General features: G+C 72.7%; 15 protein-coding genes. 7 read left to right on the top strand and 8 right to left on the bottom strand.

Annotated elements, in window-relative coordinates; genetic code table 11:
• Window positions 1–116 precede the first annotated feature (116 nt).
• The 4 genes from ACZ592_RS19740 to ACZ592_RS19725 all read left to right on the top strand — a co-directional run bounded on the left by ACZ592_RS19740 (window position 117) and on the right by ACZ592_RS19725 (window position 5,159).
• The gene (locus ACZ592_RS19740; RefSeq protein WP_471582846.1) at window positions 117–1,748 is read left to right on the top strand and encodes a penicillin-binding transpeptidase domain-containing protein; all 1,632 of its coding nucleotides are present in this window, start codon (window positions 117–119) and stop codon (window positions 1,746–1,748) included.
• 115 nt (window positions 1,749–1,863) lie between these two features.
• Window positions 1,864–3,612, top strand: a complete 1,749-nt coding sequence (locus ACZ592_RS19735; protein ID WP_471582845.1) for a penicillin-binding transpeptidase domain-containing protein — start codon at window positions 1,864–1,866, stop codon at window positions 3,610–3,612.
• Window positions 3,613–3,804: 192 nt separating this feature from the next.
• Window positions 3,805–4,311: a YbaK/EbsC family protein gene (locus ACZ592_RS19730; protein ID WP_471582844.1), complete on the top strand. Its 507-nt coding sequence runs from the start codon at window positions 3,805–3,807 to the stop codon at window positions 4,309–4,311.
• Complete coding sequence (locus tag ACZ592_RS19725; protein WP_471582843.1) at window positions 4,308–5,159, top strand: DMT family transporter; 852 nt, start codon at window positions 4,308–4,310, stop codon at window positions 5,157–5,159. The genes ACZ592_RS19730 and ACZ592_RS19725 overlap by 4 nt, the downstream gene beginning before the upstream one ends.
• 288 nt (window positions 5,160–5,447) lie before the next feature.
• Here the strand turns inward: ACZ592_RS19725 and ACZ592_RS19720 are convergent, their stop codons facing one another.
• Both ACZ592_RS19720 and ACZ592_RS19715 read right to left on the bottom strand, forming a co-directional pair.
• A complete protein-coding gene (locus tag ACZ592_RS19720; protein ID WP_471582842.1) occupies window positions 5,448–6,140 on the bottom strand; it encodes a permease prefix domain 1-containing protein in 693 nt (230 codons plus the stop codon).
• Window positions 6,137–6,481 carry a PadR family transcriptional regulator gene (locus ACZ592_RS19715; RefSeq protein WP_471582841.1) on the bottom strand — a complete coding sequence of 115 codons (345 nt, stop codon included), beginning with the start codon at window positions 6,479–6,481 and terminating at the stop codon, window positions 6,137–6,139. Before ACZ592_RS19715 ends, ACZ592_RS19720 begins: the two co-directional genes overlap by 4 nt.
• Window positions 6,482–6,598: 117 nt before the next feature.
• On the opposite strand from ACZ592_RS19715, the gene ACZ592_RS19710 reads away from it, so the two are divergent.
• The gene (locus tag ACZ592_RS19710; RefSeq protein WP_471582840.1) at window positions 6,599–7,150 is read left to right on the top strand and encodes a hypothetical protein; all 552 of its coding nucleotides are present in this window, start codon (window positions 6,599–6,601) and stop codon (window positions 7,148–7,150) included.
• Window positions 7,151–7,152: 2 nt separating this feature from the next.
• Window positions 7,153–7,455, top strand: coding sequence for a hypothetical protein (locus ACZ592_RS19705; protein WP_471582839.1), 303 nt, complete (start codon window positions 7,153–7,155; stop codon window positions 7,453–7,455).
• On the opposite strand, the gene ACZ592_RS19700 is transcribed toward ACZ592_RS19705, so the two are convergent.
• From ACZ592_RS19700 to ACZ592_RS19685, 4 genes are read right to left on the bottom strand one after another with little or no spacing between them, the layout of a single operon-like run.
• Window positions 7,400–8,608 carry a serine hydrolase domain-containing protein gene (locus ACZ592_RS19700; RefSeq protein WP_471582838.1) on the bottom strand — a complete coding sequence of 403 codons (1,209 nt, stop codon included), beginning with the start codon at window positions 8,606–8,608 and terminating at the stop codon, window positions 7,400–7,402. The two genes, ACZ592_RS19705 and ACZ592_RS19700, sit on opposite strands and share 56 nt — an antisense overlap.
• 35 nt (window positions 8,609–8,643) lie before the next feature.
• The gene (locus ACZ592_RS19695; RefSeq protein WP_471582837.1) at window positions 8,644–9,447 is read right to left on the bottom strand and encodes an energy-coupling factor ABC transporter ATP-binding protein; all 804 of its coding nucleotides are present in this window, start codon (window positions 9,445–9,447) and stop codon (window positions 8,644–8,646) included.
• Complete coding sequence (gene cbiQ / locus ACZ592_RS19690; protein ID WP_471582836.1) at window positions 9,435–10,196, bottom strand: cobalt ECF transporter T component CbiQ; 762 nt, start codon at window positions 10,194–10,196, stop codon at window positions 9,435–9,437. The genes ACZ592_RS19695 and cbiQ overlap by 13 nt, the downstream gene beginning before the upstream one ends.
• A 1-nt stretch (window position 10,197) precedes the next feature.
• Window positions 10,198–11,328: an energy-coupling factor ABC transporter permease gene (locus ACZ592_RS19685; protein ID WP_471582835.1), complete on the bottom strand. Its 1,131-nt coding sequence runs from the start codon at window positions 11,326–11,328 to the stop codon at window positions 10,198–10,200.
• Between the two features lie 186 nt (window positions 11,329–11,514).
• Between ACZ592_RS19685 and ACZ592_RS19680 the strand changes: the two genes are divergently transcribed.
• Window positions 11,515–11,859, top strand: a complete 345-nt coding sequence (locus tag ACZ592_RS19680; RefSeq protein ID WP_471582834.1) for an SsgA family sporulation/cell division regulator — start codon at window positions 11,515–11,517, stop codon at window positions 11,857–11,859.
• Window positions 11,860–11,907: 48 nt separating this feature from the next.
• On the opposite strand, the gene ACZ592_RS19675 is transcribed toward ACZ592_RS19680, so the two are convergent.
• Complete coding sequence (locus ACZ592_RS19675; RefSeq protein ID WP_471582833.1) at window positions 11,908–14,169, bottom strand: MMPL family transporter; 2,262 nt, start codon at window positions 14,167–14,169, stop codon at window positions 11,908–11,910.
• Window positions 14,170–14,299: 130 nt separating this feature from the next.
• Window positions 14,300–14,878: a TetR/AcrR family transcriptional regulator gene (locus ACZ592_RS19670; RefSeq protein ID WP_471583015.1), complete on the bottom strand. Its 579-nt coding sequence runs from the start codon at window positions 14,876–14,878 to the stop codon at window positions 14,300–14,302.
• Window positions 14,879–15,056: the final 178 nt, after the last annotated feature.

The following is a 15,056-nucleotide window of genomic DNA, read 5'->3' as shown; positions in this document are numbered from 1 at the left end:
CATCAAGGACACCGTCGGATAACGACAGCCCCGCCCGTCACCCCTCCCCCCTTAAGGTTCAGGGCGAACACCCTCCCCGGCCCGTCCGGGGAGGCTCCTGGGGAGGGGAACGCATCGTGCGCAAAGGAGTCAAGGCAGCGCTGGTCGGCGGGGTCTTCACCGTCATGGTGGGGGGCGCGGGGTACGGCGCGTACAACATCGTGAGCGGCGTGAGCGGGGGCGGCGGTTCGCCGGGCTCCGAGTCCGCCGAGGTCAGGTCGGGGCCGCCGACGAGCGGCGAGGTGCGGGACACGGCGCGGAAGTTCCTCGCCGCGTGGGCCGACGGCGAGGCAGGCGAGGCCTCCCGGTACACGAACAACGCCGAGGCGGCCGAGCCCGCGCTGCGGGGCTACCGCGAGGACGCGCACCTGACGAAGGTGAAGCTCACGCCGAAGAAGGCGGCCGGGGCCCGGGTGCCGTTCGCCGTGTCGGCGACGGTGTCGTACAAGGGGAAGAGCAAGCCCCTGGCGTACGACTCGGAGCTGACCGTCGTGCGCGGGAAGACCACCGGGCGTCCGCTCGTCGACTGGTCGGCGGCCGTCGTGCACCCCTCCCTGGAGCGGGGCGACACCCTCGTGACGGGCGAGGCCACCGCGCCGCCCATCCAGGCCGTGGACCGCGCGGGCGCCGTCCTGCGCCCCAAGGACTACCCCTCGCTCCGCCCGCTCCTGGACGAGCTGCGCAAGAAGTACGGCGAGAGCGCGGGCGGGAAGCCGGGCGTCGAGCTGTACGTCGAGCACGAGAACGCGACCGCGGGCGCGCGGACGCTGCTCACGCTGGCCAAGGGCACGCCGGGCAAGCTGCACACGACGTTGAGCGCGGGCGCGCAGAAGGCGGCGGAGCAGGCGGTCCTGCGCAGCGACGAGTCGTCCGTGGTGGCGGTGAAGCCGAGCACCGGGGAGGTCCTCGCGGTCGCCAACAACCGCAAGGACGCGTGGAACGCGGCGTTCCTGGGCAAGGCCCCGCCCGGCTCGACCATGAAGATCCTCTCGGCGGCGATGCTCATCGACAAGGGCGTCGCCAAGGCGAGCGGCCCGGCGCCCTGCCCGGCCACCGCGACCTGGCAGAGCCAGACCTTCCACAACCTCACGGGCATGACGCCCAACGAGTCCGCCACGTTCTCGGAGAGCTTCGCGCGCTCCTGCAACACGGCGTTCGTGAAGCTCATCGACGAGGACGGCATCTCCGACGAGTCGCTGACCGAGGAGGCCCAGAACAACTTCGGCCTCGGCCGGGGCGACTGGAAGGTCGGCATCCCCTCCGCCGACGGCACCGTCCCGGCCTCCGCGGGACCCGACCGCGCGGCGAACGCCATCGGCCAGGGCGAGGTCATGATGAACCCGCTGAACATGGCCTCGGTCACGGCGACGGCGATGACGGGCACCTTCCGCCAGCCGGTCCTCGTACCCGCCTCCCTCGACGACCGCGAACTGGCGAAGGCGCGGGGCCTGTCAGCGGGCACCGTGCAGCAGCTGCGCCAGATGATGCACCGCACGGCCGTGAGCGGCACCGGGGCGCGCGCCATGTCGGGGCTCGGCGCGGACATCGGCGCGAAGACCGGCTCGGCCGAGGTCGACGGCCAGGAGAAGTCGGACAGCTGGTTCACGGGCTACCGGGGCGATGTCGCGGCGGCCGCGATGGCGCAGCGCGGCGGGCACGGCGGTGACGCGGCGGGGCCGATCGTGGCGGCGGTGCTGGCGGCAGGGTAGCCGCTCCCGCGGGGCGTCGCCCGGCCGGACGACGAAGTGGTCAAGGGCTTCTCCGCGCGCCTCTAAGGTGGCATTCCGGTGAGGAGCCGGGGGTTTGGGGAACTGCGGAGGGTTTGTGGGCAAGCGAAGGCGCGCCACCGAGCGCAAGAGCGTCGGCGTCAGGAACGTGAAGGTGCACCCGGGTGTGCTCGGCGGGGTGGCCGCGGTCGTCGTGTGCGGTGTGGGGGCCGCCGCGTTCGCGTTCTCCGGTGGCGCCGGTGCCGACGGCGACGGCTCGTCCGTCGACGAGAAGCAGGTGCCCACGGGCCCGCCGACGGCCGCGGAAGTCCGTACCACCGCGCGGGCGTTCCTCGCCGCGTGGGCCGAGGGCGATGCGGCGGGGGCGGCGGCGCTCACGGACGACCGCGCGGCGGCGAAGAAGGACCTGACGTCCTACCGCAAGGAGGGCCACCTCACGAAGGCCGAACTGACGCCGGGCAAGCGGTCGGGCGCCAAAGTGCCCTTCAAGGCGGCGGCCACGGTCTCGTACGGGGGAAAGAACAAGCCCTTCTCGTACGCGTCCGAACTCACCGTCGTCCGGAGGAAGAGCGACGGCAGGCCGCTCGTCGGCTGGCGGCCCTCGGTGCTGCACCCGGAGCTGAAGCAGGGCGACCGGCTGGTCACCGGCGAGGCGGGCGACCCGCCGATCAAGGCGGTGGACCGGGACGGCGCCGAGCTGACGACGGCCAAGTACCCCTCCCTGGGCACGGTCCTCGACGGGCTGCGCGAGAAGTACGGCAAGAAGGCGGGCGGCAAGGCCGGTGTCGAGCTGCGCGTGGTGCGGGCGGACGGCGACGAGAACTCCGGCTCGGGCAAGGAGGGCTCGGCGGACGCGAAGAACTCCACGAAGAAGAAGGACGACGCGAAGTCGACGCCCGACAAGACGCTGCTGACCCTGGCACCCGGCACTCCGGGAACGCTGAAGACGACGTTCAGCGGCTCGCTGCAGTCCGCCGCCGAGCGGGAGACCGCCAAGCGGCAACGGGCGTCCGTCGTGGTGGTCAAGCCCAGCACCGGTGAGATCCTGGCCGCCGCCAACTCCGACCCGGGCGGCTTCAACACGGCCTTCCAGGGCTCCATCGCGCCCGGCTCCACGATGAAGGTCATCAGCTCGTCGCTGCTCCTGGAGAAGAAGCTCGCCGGGGTCGACAAGAAGCACCCGTGCCCCAAGTACGAGACGTACGGCGGCTGGAAGTTCCAGAACGACGACAAGTTCGAGATCAAGGGCGGCACGTTCCGGGCGAGCTTCGCGCGCTCGTGCAACACGGCTTTCATCAGCCAGGCCAAGAAGCTCCAGGACGACTCCCTGACCAAGCAGGCCCAGGAGGTCTTCGGGCTCGGCCGCGACAACTGGTCGATCGGGGTGTCCTCCTTCGACGGCGCGGTGCCGGTGCAGAGCGACGCCCAGATGGCGGCCTCGCTGATCGGGCAGGGCGGGGTGCGCATGAACCCGCTGAACATGGCGTCGGTCGCGGCGACGGTGAAGTCGGGCACGTTCAAGCAGCCCTACCTGGTCTCGCCCGACGTCGACGACCGCACCCTCGCCACGGCCTCGCGCAAGATGCCGGGGGCCACGGCGTCGGCGCTGCGGGAGCTGATGCACTACACGGCGGTCGCGGGGACGGCGGTCGAGCCGATGTCGGGCCTCGGCTCCGACATGGGCGCGAAGACCGGCTCGGCGGAGGTCGACGGCCAGAAGAAGCCCAACGGCTGGTTCACCGCGTACCGCGGCGACCTGGCGTCGGCGGCGGTCGTCCAGGAGGGCGGCCACGGCGGCGACTCGGCGGGGCCCGTGGTGCGGGCGATGCTGCAGGCCGGGGGCTGAGTTCCCGGATCCGGCCCGAGGGGCCCGAGGGCCCGGTCGCGGCACTCGGCCTGGTCCCGGCACCCGATGCGGTCCCGGCATGCGGCACGGTCCCGGCCCCGGCCCCGATCCCGTCCCGGCATGCGGCGCGGGCCGTCCGCTCTGCGGATACGTGGTCGCGTGGCTCGTACACGGACCGCTAGCGTGCCGGGTATGAGCGCTACCTCACCCGAGACGTCCGACGCCCACCCCCGATTCGCCGAGGCCCTGCGGGAACTGGGCCTCGGCGATCTGCTTCCCCGGGTCCGACGCTTCCCCGAGCAGACCCGCACCGCGGCCGAGGCGGCCGCCGCCATCGGCTGCGGGCTCAGCCAGATCTGCAAGTCCCTGATCTTCGCCGCCGACGGCGTCCCCGTGCTGGTCCTGATGGACGGTGCCTCGCGCGTCGACCTCGACCTCGTGCGCCGGGAACTCGGCGCCGAGAAGGTCACCCGGGCCAAGGCGGACGTCGTACGGGAGGCCACCGGCTACGCGATCGGCGGTGTACCGCCCTTCGGCCACGCCACGCGGACCCGTGTCCTCGCCGACCGCTCCCTCCTGAGCCACGACGTGGTGTGGGCGGCGGCCGGCACGCCCTACGCGGTCTTCCCGATGGCGCCCACGTCGCTGATCGCGCACGCGGGCGGCGCGCTGGTGGACGTGCGCGAGACCTCCGCGTGACCCCGCTGGTCGCGGCGGCCGTCCTCCTCGCCGCCGTCACACACGCCAGCTGGAACGCGATCGCCCACCACATCACGGACAAACTGGTCGGCTTCACGCTGATATCCGGCGGCGGAACCCTGATCGGCCTGTGCCTGGCCCCCTTCGTCCCGCTCCCGGACGCGGCGGCCTGGCCCTATCTGATCGTCTCCGCCGCCCTGCACGTCGGCTACTACGCCCTGCTGATGACGTCGTTCAAGCTCGGCGACTTCGGCCAGGCCTACCCGATCGCCCGCGGCACCGCGCCGCTGGTCGTCACCGTCCTCGCCGCCGTCTTCGCGGGCGAGGTGCCCGACGCCTGGCAGGCGGCGGGCGTCGCCGTCTCGTGCGCGGGCCTGACGGGGCTCGCCCTGTGGGGCATCCGGGGCTCGGGCCGCCGCCCCGACTGGGCCGCGATCGGCGCGGCGCTCGCCACCGGCGTCTCCATCGCCGCGTACACCGTGGTGGACGGCCTCGGGGTGCGGTCCACGGGCTCCGCGATGAGCTACATCGCGTGGCTGATGGTCCTGGAGGGCATCACGGTCCCGCTGTACGCGGCGTACCGCTGGCGGGGCGAACTGCTCCCGCGCCTGCGGCCGTTCGCGACGGTGGGCCTGCTCGGCGCGGCCCTCTCGGTCGCCGCGTACGGCCTGGTCCTGTGGGCCCAGACGAAGGCGGACCTGGCCCCGATCTCCGCACTGCGCGAGTCGTCGATCATCGTCGGCGCAGCGATCGGCGCGATCTTCTTCAAGGAACGGTTCGGGGCGCCACGCCTGGTCGCGGCGGGCCTGATGGTGGCAGGCATCGGGTTGATGCTGCACGCGGGGTGAGGGTCAGGGCTGGAGGGTGACGCGGCAGACCTCGGAGTGAGGGCGCACCCGCCGCCCCGGCACGTGCCCGTGACCGGCGGGCCCGCGCAGTCGCGGCCGACCCGCGGCCGGAGCCTCGGTGCGATGGGGACGAGGTCGCGACGGGCCCCGGGGCAAGGACGCGTCCCCCGCGTCGCCCCGCGCAGGCCCGCGGCCGTGACCGGCAGGCCCGCGCAGTCGCAGGCGGCCCGGGGCCGGGGCGACGGTGATCGCAAGGGGCGCAGCGGGCCCCTTCCCGCAGCGCGCTCCCTACCCCGGCACGCGCCCCGCGACCGGCAGCCCCGCGCAGCGGCGGCACGCTCGGGTCGAGGCCGCCACCACCGCGTGCGCGGCGGCCGAGAGTGCGCCGGCCGCCGCGAGCAACGGCCAGTCCGTGGCCAGGGCCGCTGCGACGGTGAGTGCGAGGGTGGCGACGGCCATCGCGGCGCTCGCGGTGGTACCGGCCCAGGCGACCACGCGCGGCAGCCGGTCCGGGGTGGGCAGCCATCGGGCGACCGTGCCGGTCAGCGCCAGGGCCGCCGCGGCGCACAGTGCGGCGAGGGTCGCGACCAGCGCCAGATGAGCCGCCAACAACTGTGCCGTGTACGGCAGTTGACGGCCGAGACCGCCGCCCGCCGTACGGGTGAGGTACCAGCAGGCGACCAGGACGGGCGCCGTGAGCGCAACGGTCCGCGCGGTGTGCCGGGCCTGGGCCACGGTCAGTTCGCGCTGGCAGGCGGGGACGAGTTCGCCGACGGTCCCGAACTCCCGTACCGCACGGCGGAAAGCCTCCTCGTCGGCCACCCCCTCCCCCGCGTGCGCCGCCACGGTCTCCGCGAGGCCGTCGTGCACCTCCTCGACCAGCCGGGACTTGGCCCCGGCCGGGCCGTGCAGGGCGGCGGCGAGCTCGGCCACGTGCCGCTCCACGAGACCGGGCAGCGGAGCGGTGGCCGCGGGCCTCATGTCGCGATTCCGTGCTGCGGGCCGGGATTGAGGACCGAGCCGATGGCCGCGGTGAACTCGCTCCAGGCCGCCCGCTCACCGGCGAGCGTGGCGCGCCCCGCGTCGGTGAGTTCGTAGGCCCTGCGGCGCCGTTCGCCCGCCGCCGACTCCCAGCTGCTGCTCAGCAGGCCGAGGCGCTCCAGCCGGTTCAGCGCCGGATAGATCGTGCCCGTGCGCAGTTCGAGCACGCCTCCGCTGCGGCGCTGCACCGCGGTGATGATCGCGTACCCGTGCAGCGGGCCCGGTTCCAGCACGGCCAGCAGCAGTCCGTCGAGGTGCCCTCGCACCGCATCCGCCTTCATGAGTAGGCAGCCTACCCAAAGAAGGCGTTGGCAGTGTATGTATTGGCAGGCAATGCATTCAGATTCCTGCCCGTCGGGTCCGGCCGGTCCGGCGGATCCACCCCTGGAGGCACCCCGGTGACCAAGCTGCTGCTGTCCGTCCATGTCCTCGTGGCGATCCTGGCCGTCGGATCGATCACCGTGGCGGCGTCGATGTTCCCGCGCTTCGCGCTGCGGGCCCTGGGGGAGGCGAAGGAGGAGCATCCGGAGCGGGGGGACCCCCGAGAGCCGGCCGGCACCCGGGCCGGAACCGGGGCCGCGGGGATCGCCGCGGTCCTGCACCGCGTCTGCCGCGGCTACGCGCTCGCCGGCATCGCCGTGCCGGTCTTCGGCATCGCCACCGGCGCCCGGCTCGGAGTCCTCACCGACGCCTGGCTGCTCGCCTCGCTCCTGCTGACGACGCTCGCCGCGGCGCTCCTCGCCCTGGCGATCCTGCCGGGCCAGCGGAGCCTGCTGGACCTGACGGAGGGCGAGCGTCCCGCCGGCCCGGCGGACGGTGCGGGCCACACGTCCGCGGCGGCCCGCCCCCTCGCCGCCCGCCTCACCATGCTCACCGGCGTCTTCAACGTCCTGTGGGCGGCCGTCACCGTGCTGATGATCGTCCGCCCCGGCTCCACGACGGGAGCGTGAACGTGAGCGTGAGCACCCTGCGTACGCTGCGCATCGCGGCCGGCGCGGAGGCCGCGTCCCTCGCGCTCCTGCTCGCCAACCTGGTCACCGTCCACGCACCCGCGCTCTCGGCGCTCCTCGGCCCGCTGCACGGCACCGCCTACCTGGCCGTCATCGCGGCCACCTGGACGCTCGCCCCGGCTTCCGCGCCCGGCGCCCGGTGGCGCGCCCTGGTCCCGGGCATCGGCGGCCCGCTCGTCCTGCGCCGGGTCACATCGCCGCGCGCAGCGCCCCTACCAGGGCCTGGGCCCGCGGGTCGGCCGTGACGCCCTTGTTCATGCCGTTGGTGACGTAGCCGAGGGCCAGGCCCGATTCCGGATCGGCGAAGCCGAGGGCGCCGCCGCGGCCGGGGTGGCCGAAGGAGGCGGGGGTCAGGAGCGGGGACGCGGCGCCGTGCAGCATGTAGCCGAGGCCGAAGCGGGTGCCGACGACCAGGACGCGGTCGGGTCCCGCGGAGGCCTCGGTCCGGGCCAGCGAGACGGTGACGGGGGTGAACAGCCGTACTCCGCCGTCGACTTCTCCGATCAGGGCGGCGTAGAAGCGGGCCAGCGCGTCGGCCGTGGCGATGCCGTTGGAGGCGGGCATGGCGGCGGCCCGGTAGGCGGCGTCGTTCTCGTCCGGCGCGGGGTCGATCGCCCCGAAGGCACGGCGGGTCAGCGATTCGGGGTCGGCATAGGCCTCGGCCACGTTCCGCTTGGGCCGCATCCGCAGGCCGCCGGGGGCTTCGGGCGGTGCGATCCGGCCCAGGCGGCCGACCCGTGCCGCCTGCTCCTCGGGCAGTCCGAGCCAGAGGTCGAGGCCGAGCGGGCGTGCGATCTCGTCCGCGATCCACTCCCCGACGGGCCGTCCGGTCACGCGCCGCACGAGCTCGCCGGTGAGCCAGCTGTACGTCTGCGCGTGGTAGCCGTGGTCCTCGCCGGGCTCCCAGAACGGGGCCTGCGCCGCGACCACCGCGGCACCGAGATCGGGGTCGAGCGCCTCGGCGGGCGTCAGCGGACGGTCCAGGGCGGGGACGCCGGCGCGGTGCGCGAGCACGTGCCGGACCAGCACGTCCTCCTTGCCGCGGGCCTTGAACTCCGGCCAGACGGAGGCGACCGGCGCGTCCAGGTCGAGTTCCCCGCGCTGGTGCAGCAGGAGCAGCGCGGCGGCGGCCACGCCCTTGGTGGCGGAGCGGACGATCTGTGCGGTGCCGGGCGCCCACGGCTCGCCCCCGTCGACGTCCTTCGTACCGCCCCACAGGTCCACGATCTTGTGGCCGTCCCGGTAGACGGTGACCTGCGCGCCCTGTTCGCCGCGCTCGCCGAAGTTGCGCACGAAGGCGTCCCTGACCGGCTCGAAACCGGGGGCCACCGTGCCGTGCACTCCACCCGGCACCCCGTCGGGCAGCCCGTCGGGCGCTCCACCTATGACATCGTCCATGACAAGGCCAACAGTCGTCTCGTGCCGTCGATTCCCTAGCTTCCCGCCTTCACCGTCTTCGGATCGAAGCCGAAGGGGAGTTCCAGGCGGTGGGCGCTCATCAGGTCCTCGTCGCCGAGCAGCTCGCCCGTCGGGCCGTCGGCGGCGATGACGCCGTCGCTGAGGATCAGGGCGCGCGGACAGAGCTCCAGGGCGTACGGCAGGTCGTGCGTGACCATCAGCACGGTGACGTCGAGGGACCTGAGGATGTCGGCCAGTTCGCGGCGTGATGCCGGGTCGAGGTTCGAGGACGGCTCGTCCAGGACCAGGATCTCCGGCTCCATCGCGAGGACGGTGGCGACCGCGACCCGGCGGCGCTGGCCGAAGGAGAGGTGGTGCGGCGGGCGGTCCGCGAACTCCGCCATGCCGACCCGGCCCAGCGCCTTGTGCACGCGCCCTTCGAGCTCGGGCCCCCGCAGCCCGGCGGCCGCGGGCCCGAAGGCCACGTCCTCGCGGACGGTCGGCATGAACAGCTGGTCGTCCGGGTCCTGGAAGACGATGCCGACCCGGCGCCTGATCTCCGCCATGTGCCGCTTGCCGACGGGCAGCCCGGCCACGGTGACCGTGCCCGCGCCGCCGGTCAGGATGCCGTTCAGATGCAGGACGAGGGTCGTCTTGCCGGCGCCGTTCGGCCCGAGCAGGGCGACGCGCTCGCCGCGCCCGACGGTGAAGTCGACGCCGAAGAGCGCCTGGTGCCCGTCGGGGTAGGCGAAGGCGAGCCCGGCCACTTCGAGCGAGGGCGCGGACGCCCCGGAGGCCGTGGACGTCGCGGGCGGGGGTGCAGAGGTCACAGGGTCCATCCCAACAGGCATACGGCAAGAGCGGCGACCGGCAGGGCCAGCGCGTACGTCCACTGCGCCCGCGAGGCGCTCACGTCGTCGATGACCGGCATCGACCCCGCGTACCCCCGGCTGACCATGGCGAGGTGCACCCGCTCGCCCCTCTCGTAGGAGCGGATGAAGAGGGCGCCCGCGGACTTGGCGAGGACGCCCCACTGCCGCACGCCCCGCGCCTCGAAGCCGCGCGACTCCCGGGCGATCTTCATGCGGCGCATCTCGTCCGTGATCACGTCGCCGTACCGGATCATGAAGGAGGCGATCTGGACCAGCAGCGGGGGAAGCTTCAGGCGCTGCAGTCCGAGGAGCAGCTCGCGCAGTTCGGTGGTGGCGGCGAGCAGCACGGATGCGGCGACGCCGAGCGTGCCCTTGGCCAGGACGTTCCAGGCGCCCCAGAGGCCGTTGACGCTCAGGGACATGCCGAGCACGTCGACGCGCTCGCCCTGAGCCACGAAGGGCAGCAGGACGGCGAACGCCACGAACGGGATCTCGATCAGCAGCCGCTTCAGCAGGAAGCCGGCCGGGACGCGGGCCGCCCGGGCGACCGCGCCGAGCAGCACCGCGTAGACCCCGAAGGCCCACATCGCCTCGCGCGGGGTGGAGACCACCACGATCACGAAGCAGAGGACGGCCGCGAGCTTGGTGTGCGGGGGCAGCCCGTGCACCGGCGAGTGGCCGTGCCGGTAGAGCCGGTGGGCGTGGCCCGCACCCATGTCAGGCCTTCTCGGAGGCGGAGGTCCCGGAGGCCGCCGAGGTCCCGGACGCCTCGGACGCCTCGGACGCCGATGAGGCCTCCGACGTCTCGGGGACGGCGGCCGGCGAGGTGTCGCCCGTACGGCGGCGGCGCAGGCCCCAGAAGACCGCGGAGCCCGCGACGACCGTGACGCCCACGCCGATCACGCCCGCGAGGCCGCCGGAGAGGCGGGCGTCGGTGATGTCCTTGACGCCGTAGTCGGCGAGCGGGGAGTCCGCGGTGGCGTGCTCCTCGGCCTCCTTGTCGATGCCCTTGTCGTGGGCGACCTTCTCCAGGCCGTCCGGGTTCGCCGAGGCGTAGAAGCTGACGAAGCCCGCGAGGACGAGCGAGGCGACGAGGCCGGCGGCCCACACCTTGCGGGTGGAGCGGGCGGCGGCCGGGGCGGGCTCGGCGGCGGGGGCGGCGTCCACCAGTTCGCCGCCGACCCGCAGCTTCAGCGGCCGGGCCAGGCCGCGGGCCCCGTACACGAGGTCCGGCCGTACGGCGATGACGGCACCGACGGTGAGCGCGGTGATGGCCGCCTCGCCGATACCGATGAGGACGTGTACGCCGACCATGGCGGTGGCGACCTTGCCGATGGAGACGTCGGTCGTACCGCCGATGGCGTAGATGAGGGTGAAGGCGACCGCGGCGGCGGGCACGGAGAGCAGCGCGGCGGCGAAGGACGCGACGGTGATGGAGCGGCGCCCACGCGGCAGCACCTTCACCAGGCCGCGGAAGACGAGGTAGGCGACGACGGTGGTGACGATCGCCATGTCGGAGATGTTCACGCCGAGCGCGGTCAGGCCGCCGTCCGCGAAGAGCACGCCCTGCATGAGCAGGACGACGGAGACGCAGAGGACCCCGGTGAAGGGGCCGACGAGTATCGCGGCGAGCGCACCGCCGAGGAGATGTCCGCTGGTCCCGGCCGCGACGGGGAAGTTCAGCATCTGCACGGCGAAGATGAAGGCCGCGACCAGACCGGCGAGCGGGGCGGTCCGCTCGTCCAGTTCGCGCCGCGCGCCCTTGAGGCTGACGGCCACGGCGCCCGCCGCGACGACCCCGGCGGCGGCGGACACCGGGACATTGATGAACCCGTCGGGGACATGCATGCGTTCGCTCCTGGGCAGGGGCCCTGGGCAGGGCAGATCGCTCGTGAACCGTTCAATGATAGTGCCTTGTTGCAAACGGTTTGCAAGAGCACCGCGGTCCCGAATCGGCTACGCCTCACTCGCGGCGAATTACCGTACATATGGGACATTGGTGAGGAAGCGCACGTACGGATGAGGAGTTCAGCGATGTCCGCAGTCGAGCAGTACGCACGTGCCCACCTCGTCACGGACTCCTCCGAGGGCCACCGCGCCGTCCCCGTCATCCTCCACTACGACCCGGAGGCCGACCCGCACGCGGTACGGATCGGCCTCCCCGGTTCCCCGCACCGGGTCTGCGCCCGGCAGCTCCTGGAACAGGGCCTGCGGGCCCCGGTCACCGCGGGCACCGTCCACGTCTGGCCGTGCGGCCGGGTCCAGACGGTCGTCGAGTTCCACGAAAGCGAGGGGGTGACCGTCGTGCAGTTCGACGCGTCAGCCTTGATCCGCTTCCTGCGCCGCACCTACGCGACCGCCACCCCGGTCACCCGCTAGGGCCTGTGCCGGCCGGGTCACCCCGGCCGGCAGACCGTGCCGCCGGCCTCAGACCCGCACCGGCTCCCGGTCCTCCTCCGAAGCCCGGCGGGCCTCCTTCTCCTCCGCCGTGCGCAGGCCCTCGCCCTCCACGTCGACGTTCGGCAGCGCGCGGTCCAGCCACCTCGGCAGCCACCACGCCTTCTTCCCCAGCAGCGCGAGCACCGCGGGAACCAGCGCCATGCGCACCACGAACGCGTCGAAGAACACGGCGATCGCGAGACCGAAGCCGATCATCTTGACCATCTGCTCGGACGAACCGATGAAGCCCGCGAAGACCGCGATCATGATCACCGCCGCCGCCGAGACCACCCGGGCCCCGTGCCGGAAGCCGGTCACGATCGCCTGGCCGGGCCGTTCGCCGTGGACGTACGCCTCGCGCATGCGGGTCACGAGGAAGACCTCGTAGTCCATCGCGAGGCCGAAGACCACGCCCACCATGAAGATCGGCATCATCGACATGATCGGGCCGGTCTGCTCGACGCCGAAGAGCGAGCCGAGCCAGCCCCACTGGAAGACCGCGACGACCGCGCCGAGGGCCGCGAGGACCGAGAGCAGGAAGCCGAGGGCCGCCTTGAGCGGGACCAGGATCGAGCGGAAGACGACGATCAGGAGCAGGAAGGCCAGGCCCACGACCAGTGCCAGGTAGGGCAGCAGGGCGTCGTTGAGCTTCTGCGAGACGTCGATGTTCATGGCCGTGGTGCCGGTGACCATGATGTCGGCGCCGGTGTCGGACTTGATCTGCGCACCGGAGTCACGGATCGAGTGGACCAGGTCCTCGGTCTCCAGACCGCTCGGCTTGGAGGACGGCACGACGCTGATGATCGCGGTGTCGTGGGCCTTGTTGAGCATCGGCGGGGCGACGGTCAGGACGTCGTCGAGCTTGGAGATCGACTTCTGGATCTCGCCCGCCGCCGCCTTCGGGTCGTCCGCGCCGTCGAGGTCGCCGACGACCATCAGCGGACCGTTGAAGCCGGGGCCGAAGCCCTCGGAGACCAGGTCGTACGCCTTGCGCTGGGTCGTGGACGTCGGCTGCGCGCCGTCGTCCGGCAGGCCGAGCTCCAGCTGCGAGACCGGCAGGGCCGCCGCGCCCAGGCCCACGATGCCGACGAGCAGCACCGCGACCGGGCGACGGACCACGAAGCGGGCCCAGCGGGTGCCCATGTTCTCCTTGGCCCGGTCGGCCTTGGCCTCGGCGACCGTGCCCTCGGCGCCCCGCGCCTTCTTGCGGCCGCCGCCGAACAGCTTGCTCTTCTCGCCCATGGGCAGCACCCGCTTGCCCGCGTACCCGAGCAGCGCCGGGATGAGGGTGAGCGCGATGAGGACGGCGATGACGACCGTGCCGGCCGCCGCGAAGCCCATCTTGGTGAGCATCGGGATGTTCACGACGGCGAGGCCGACCAGCGCGATGACCACGGTGAGTCCGGCGAAGACGACCGCGGAGCCCGCGGTCCCGACGGCGCGGCCCGCCGCTTCCTCGCGGTCACGCCCGTCGGCGAGTTCGCCGCGGTAGCGCGAGACGATGAAGAGGGCGTAGTCGATGCCGACCGCGAGGCCGATCATCATGGCGAGCGTCGACGTGGTGGTGCCGAGGTCGAGCGCGTTGGCGAGCGCGGTGATGGACGAGACGCCGATGCCCACGCCGATCAGCGCGGTGAGCAGGGGCAGCCCGGCCGCGATCAGCGAGCCGAAGGTGATGACGAGGACGACCGCGGCGACCGCGATGCCGATGACCTCCGTGGCCCCGGTCTCGGGCATGGCCTGCAGCGCGTCGCCGCCGACCTCGACCGTGAGCCCGGACTCGCGCGCCCGGTCGGTGGTCTTCTCCAGCGCGTCACGGTCGTCGTCGGTCAGCTCCATCGAGGTGACCTTGTAGGAGACCGAGGAGTACGCGGTGGAGCCGTCCTTGCTGACCGTCTTGGTCTTGAAGGGACTGTCCGCGCGGGCCACCTGGTCCGAGCCGGTCCTGAGGGCGGTGACGGTCTTCTCGATCTCGGCCTTGTTGGCCTTGTCGGTGACCTTCTCGCCGCTCGGCGCCTTGAAGACGACGCGGGCGCTCGCCCCGTCGGCGCTGGCCTCGGGGGCCCTCTTCTCCAACAGGTCGAAGGCCTTCTGCGCCTCCGTGCCGGGGATCGAGAAGGAACTGGAGGCGGCGGTGGGCGCCGACGCCGCGCCGACCCCGGCGAGCGTGAGGAGCGCCACCCAGATCAGGGCGACGAAGTGCCGTCGACGGAAGGCGAGTTTGCCTAGTTTGTAGAGGAAAGTGGCCACGAGGGCGTACTCCCGGTCAGGTCGTGGTGACTGCAGCGCAGGGGTGACTGCAGGACGGGGTTGACTGCAGAGCAGGGGGTGTCAGCCCGACGACGTGAGCGGTCGCGTCAGGTACGGGGGTCGGGGTGGGTCAGACGCCGAGGGCGGGGAGAATCACGGCGTCGATGTAGGAGAGCAGGAATTCACTGTCGACCGTGCGGTCCTCGATGAGGTCCCGGGCGACGAAGCCGCCGACCATCATGTGGATGACGAACTCCAACGCGGGGTTGTCCGCGGCCACTTCGCCGCGTTCCACCGCTCTGCGCAGCAGCACGTCCAGACCGTTGAGCTCCGGCTCGATGAGCAACTGGCGCAGCGCCTGGTGGAGTTCGGGGTTGCCGTGGATGGCGTGGAACAGGCCGCGCATCAGCGCGGCGTCCCGCTCCATCTGACAGTCGTCGGACCGCTTGACCGACTCGTGCAGGTCGCCGCGGAGCGACCCGGTGTCGATGTCCTGGATGGACACCGGCTTGTTGTGCCGCAGCGCCTTGGCGATCAGCTCCGGCTTGCTCCCCCACTGGCGGTAGAGGGTGGCCTTGCTGGAGCGCGTGCGGGCCGCGACGGCGTCCATGGTGAGTCCGTCGTACCCGACCTCGCGGAGCAGGTCGAGCACGGCCGCGTACAGCTCGGCCTCGCGCTCGGGTGTGATCCTGCTGCGCTTCGTCGCGATGTCAGTCACGATCTCCACCTCCTGTCCGCAAAGAAACGGAACGGTTTCGTACACCAAGACTGTACGCCCCGACCCAGCGAAACGAAACCGTTTCGTACGTGTGCTGCGTCACGCCCTCCCGCCGCGGCCCCCTCCCCCACCGCTGCCCGGTCCCCCTTCACCCCCGGCGCCCTCTTCA

This window comes from Streptomyces sp. NPDC040622, from assembly GCF_055593965.1.
Note: the sequence above shows the minus strand (reverse complement) of the source record. Positions and strands in the feature narration are given on the sequence as shown.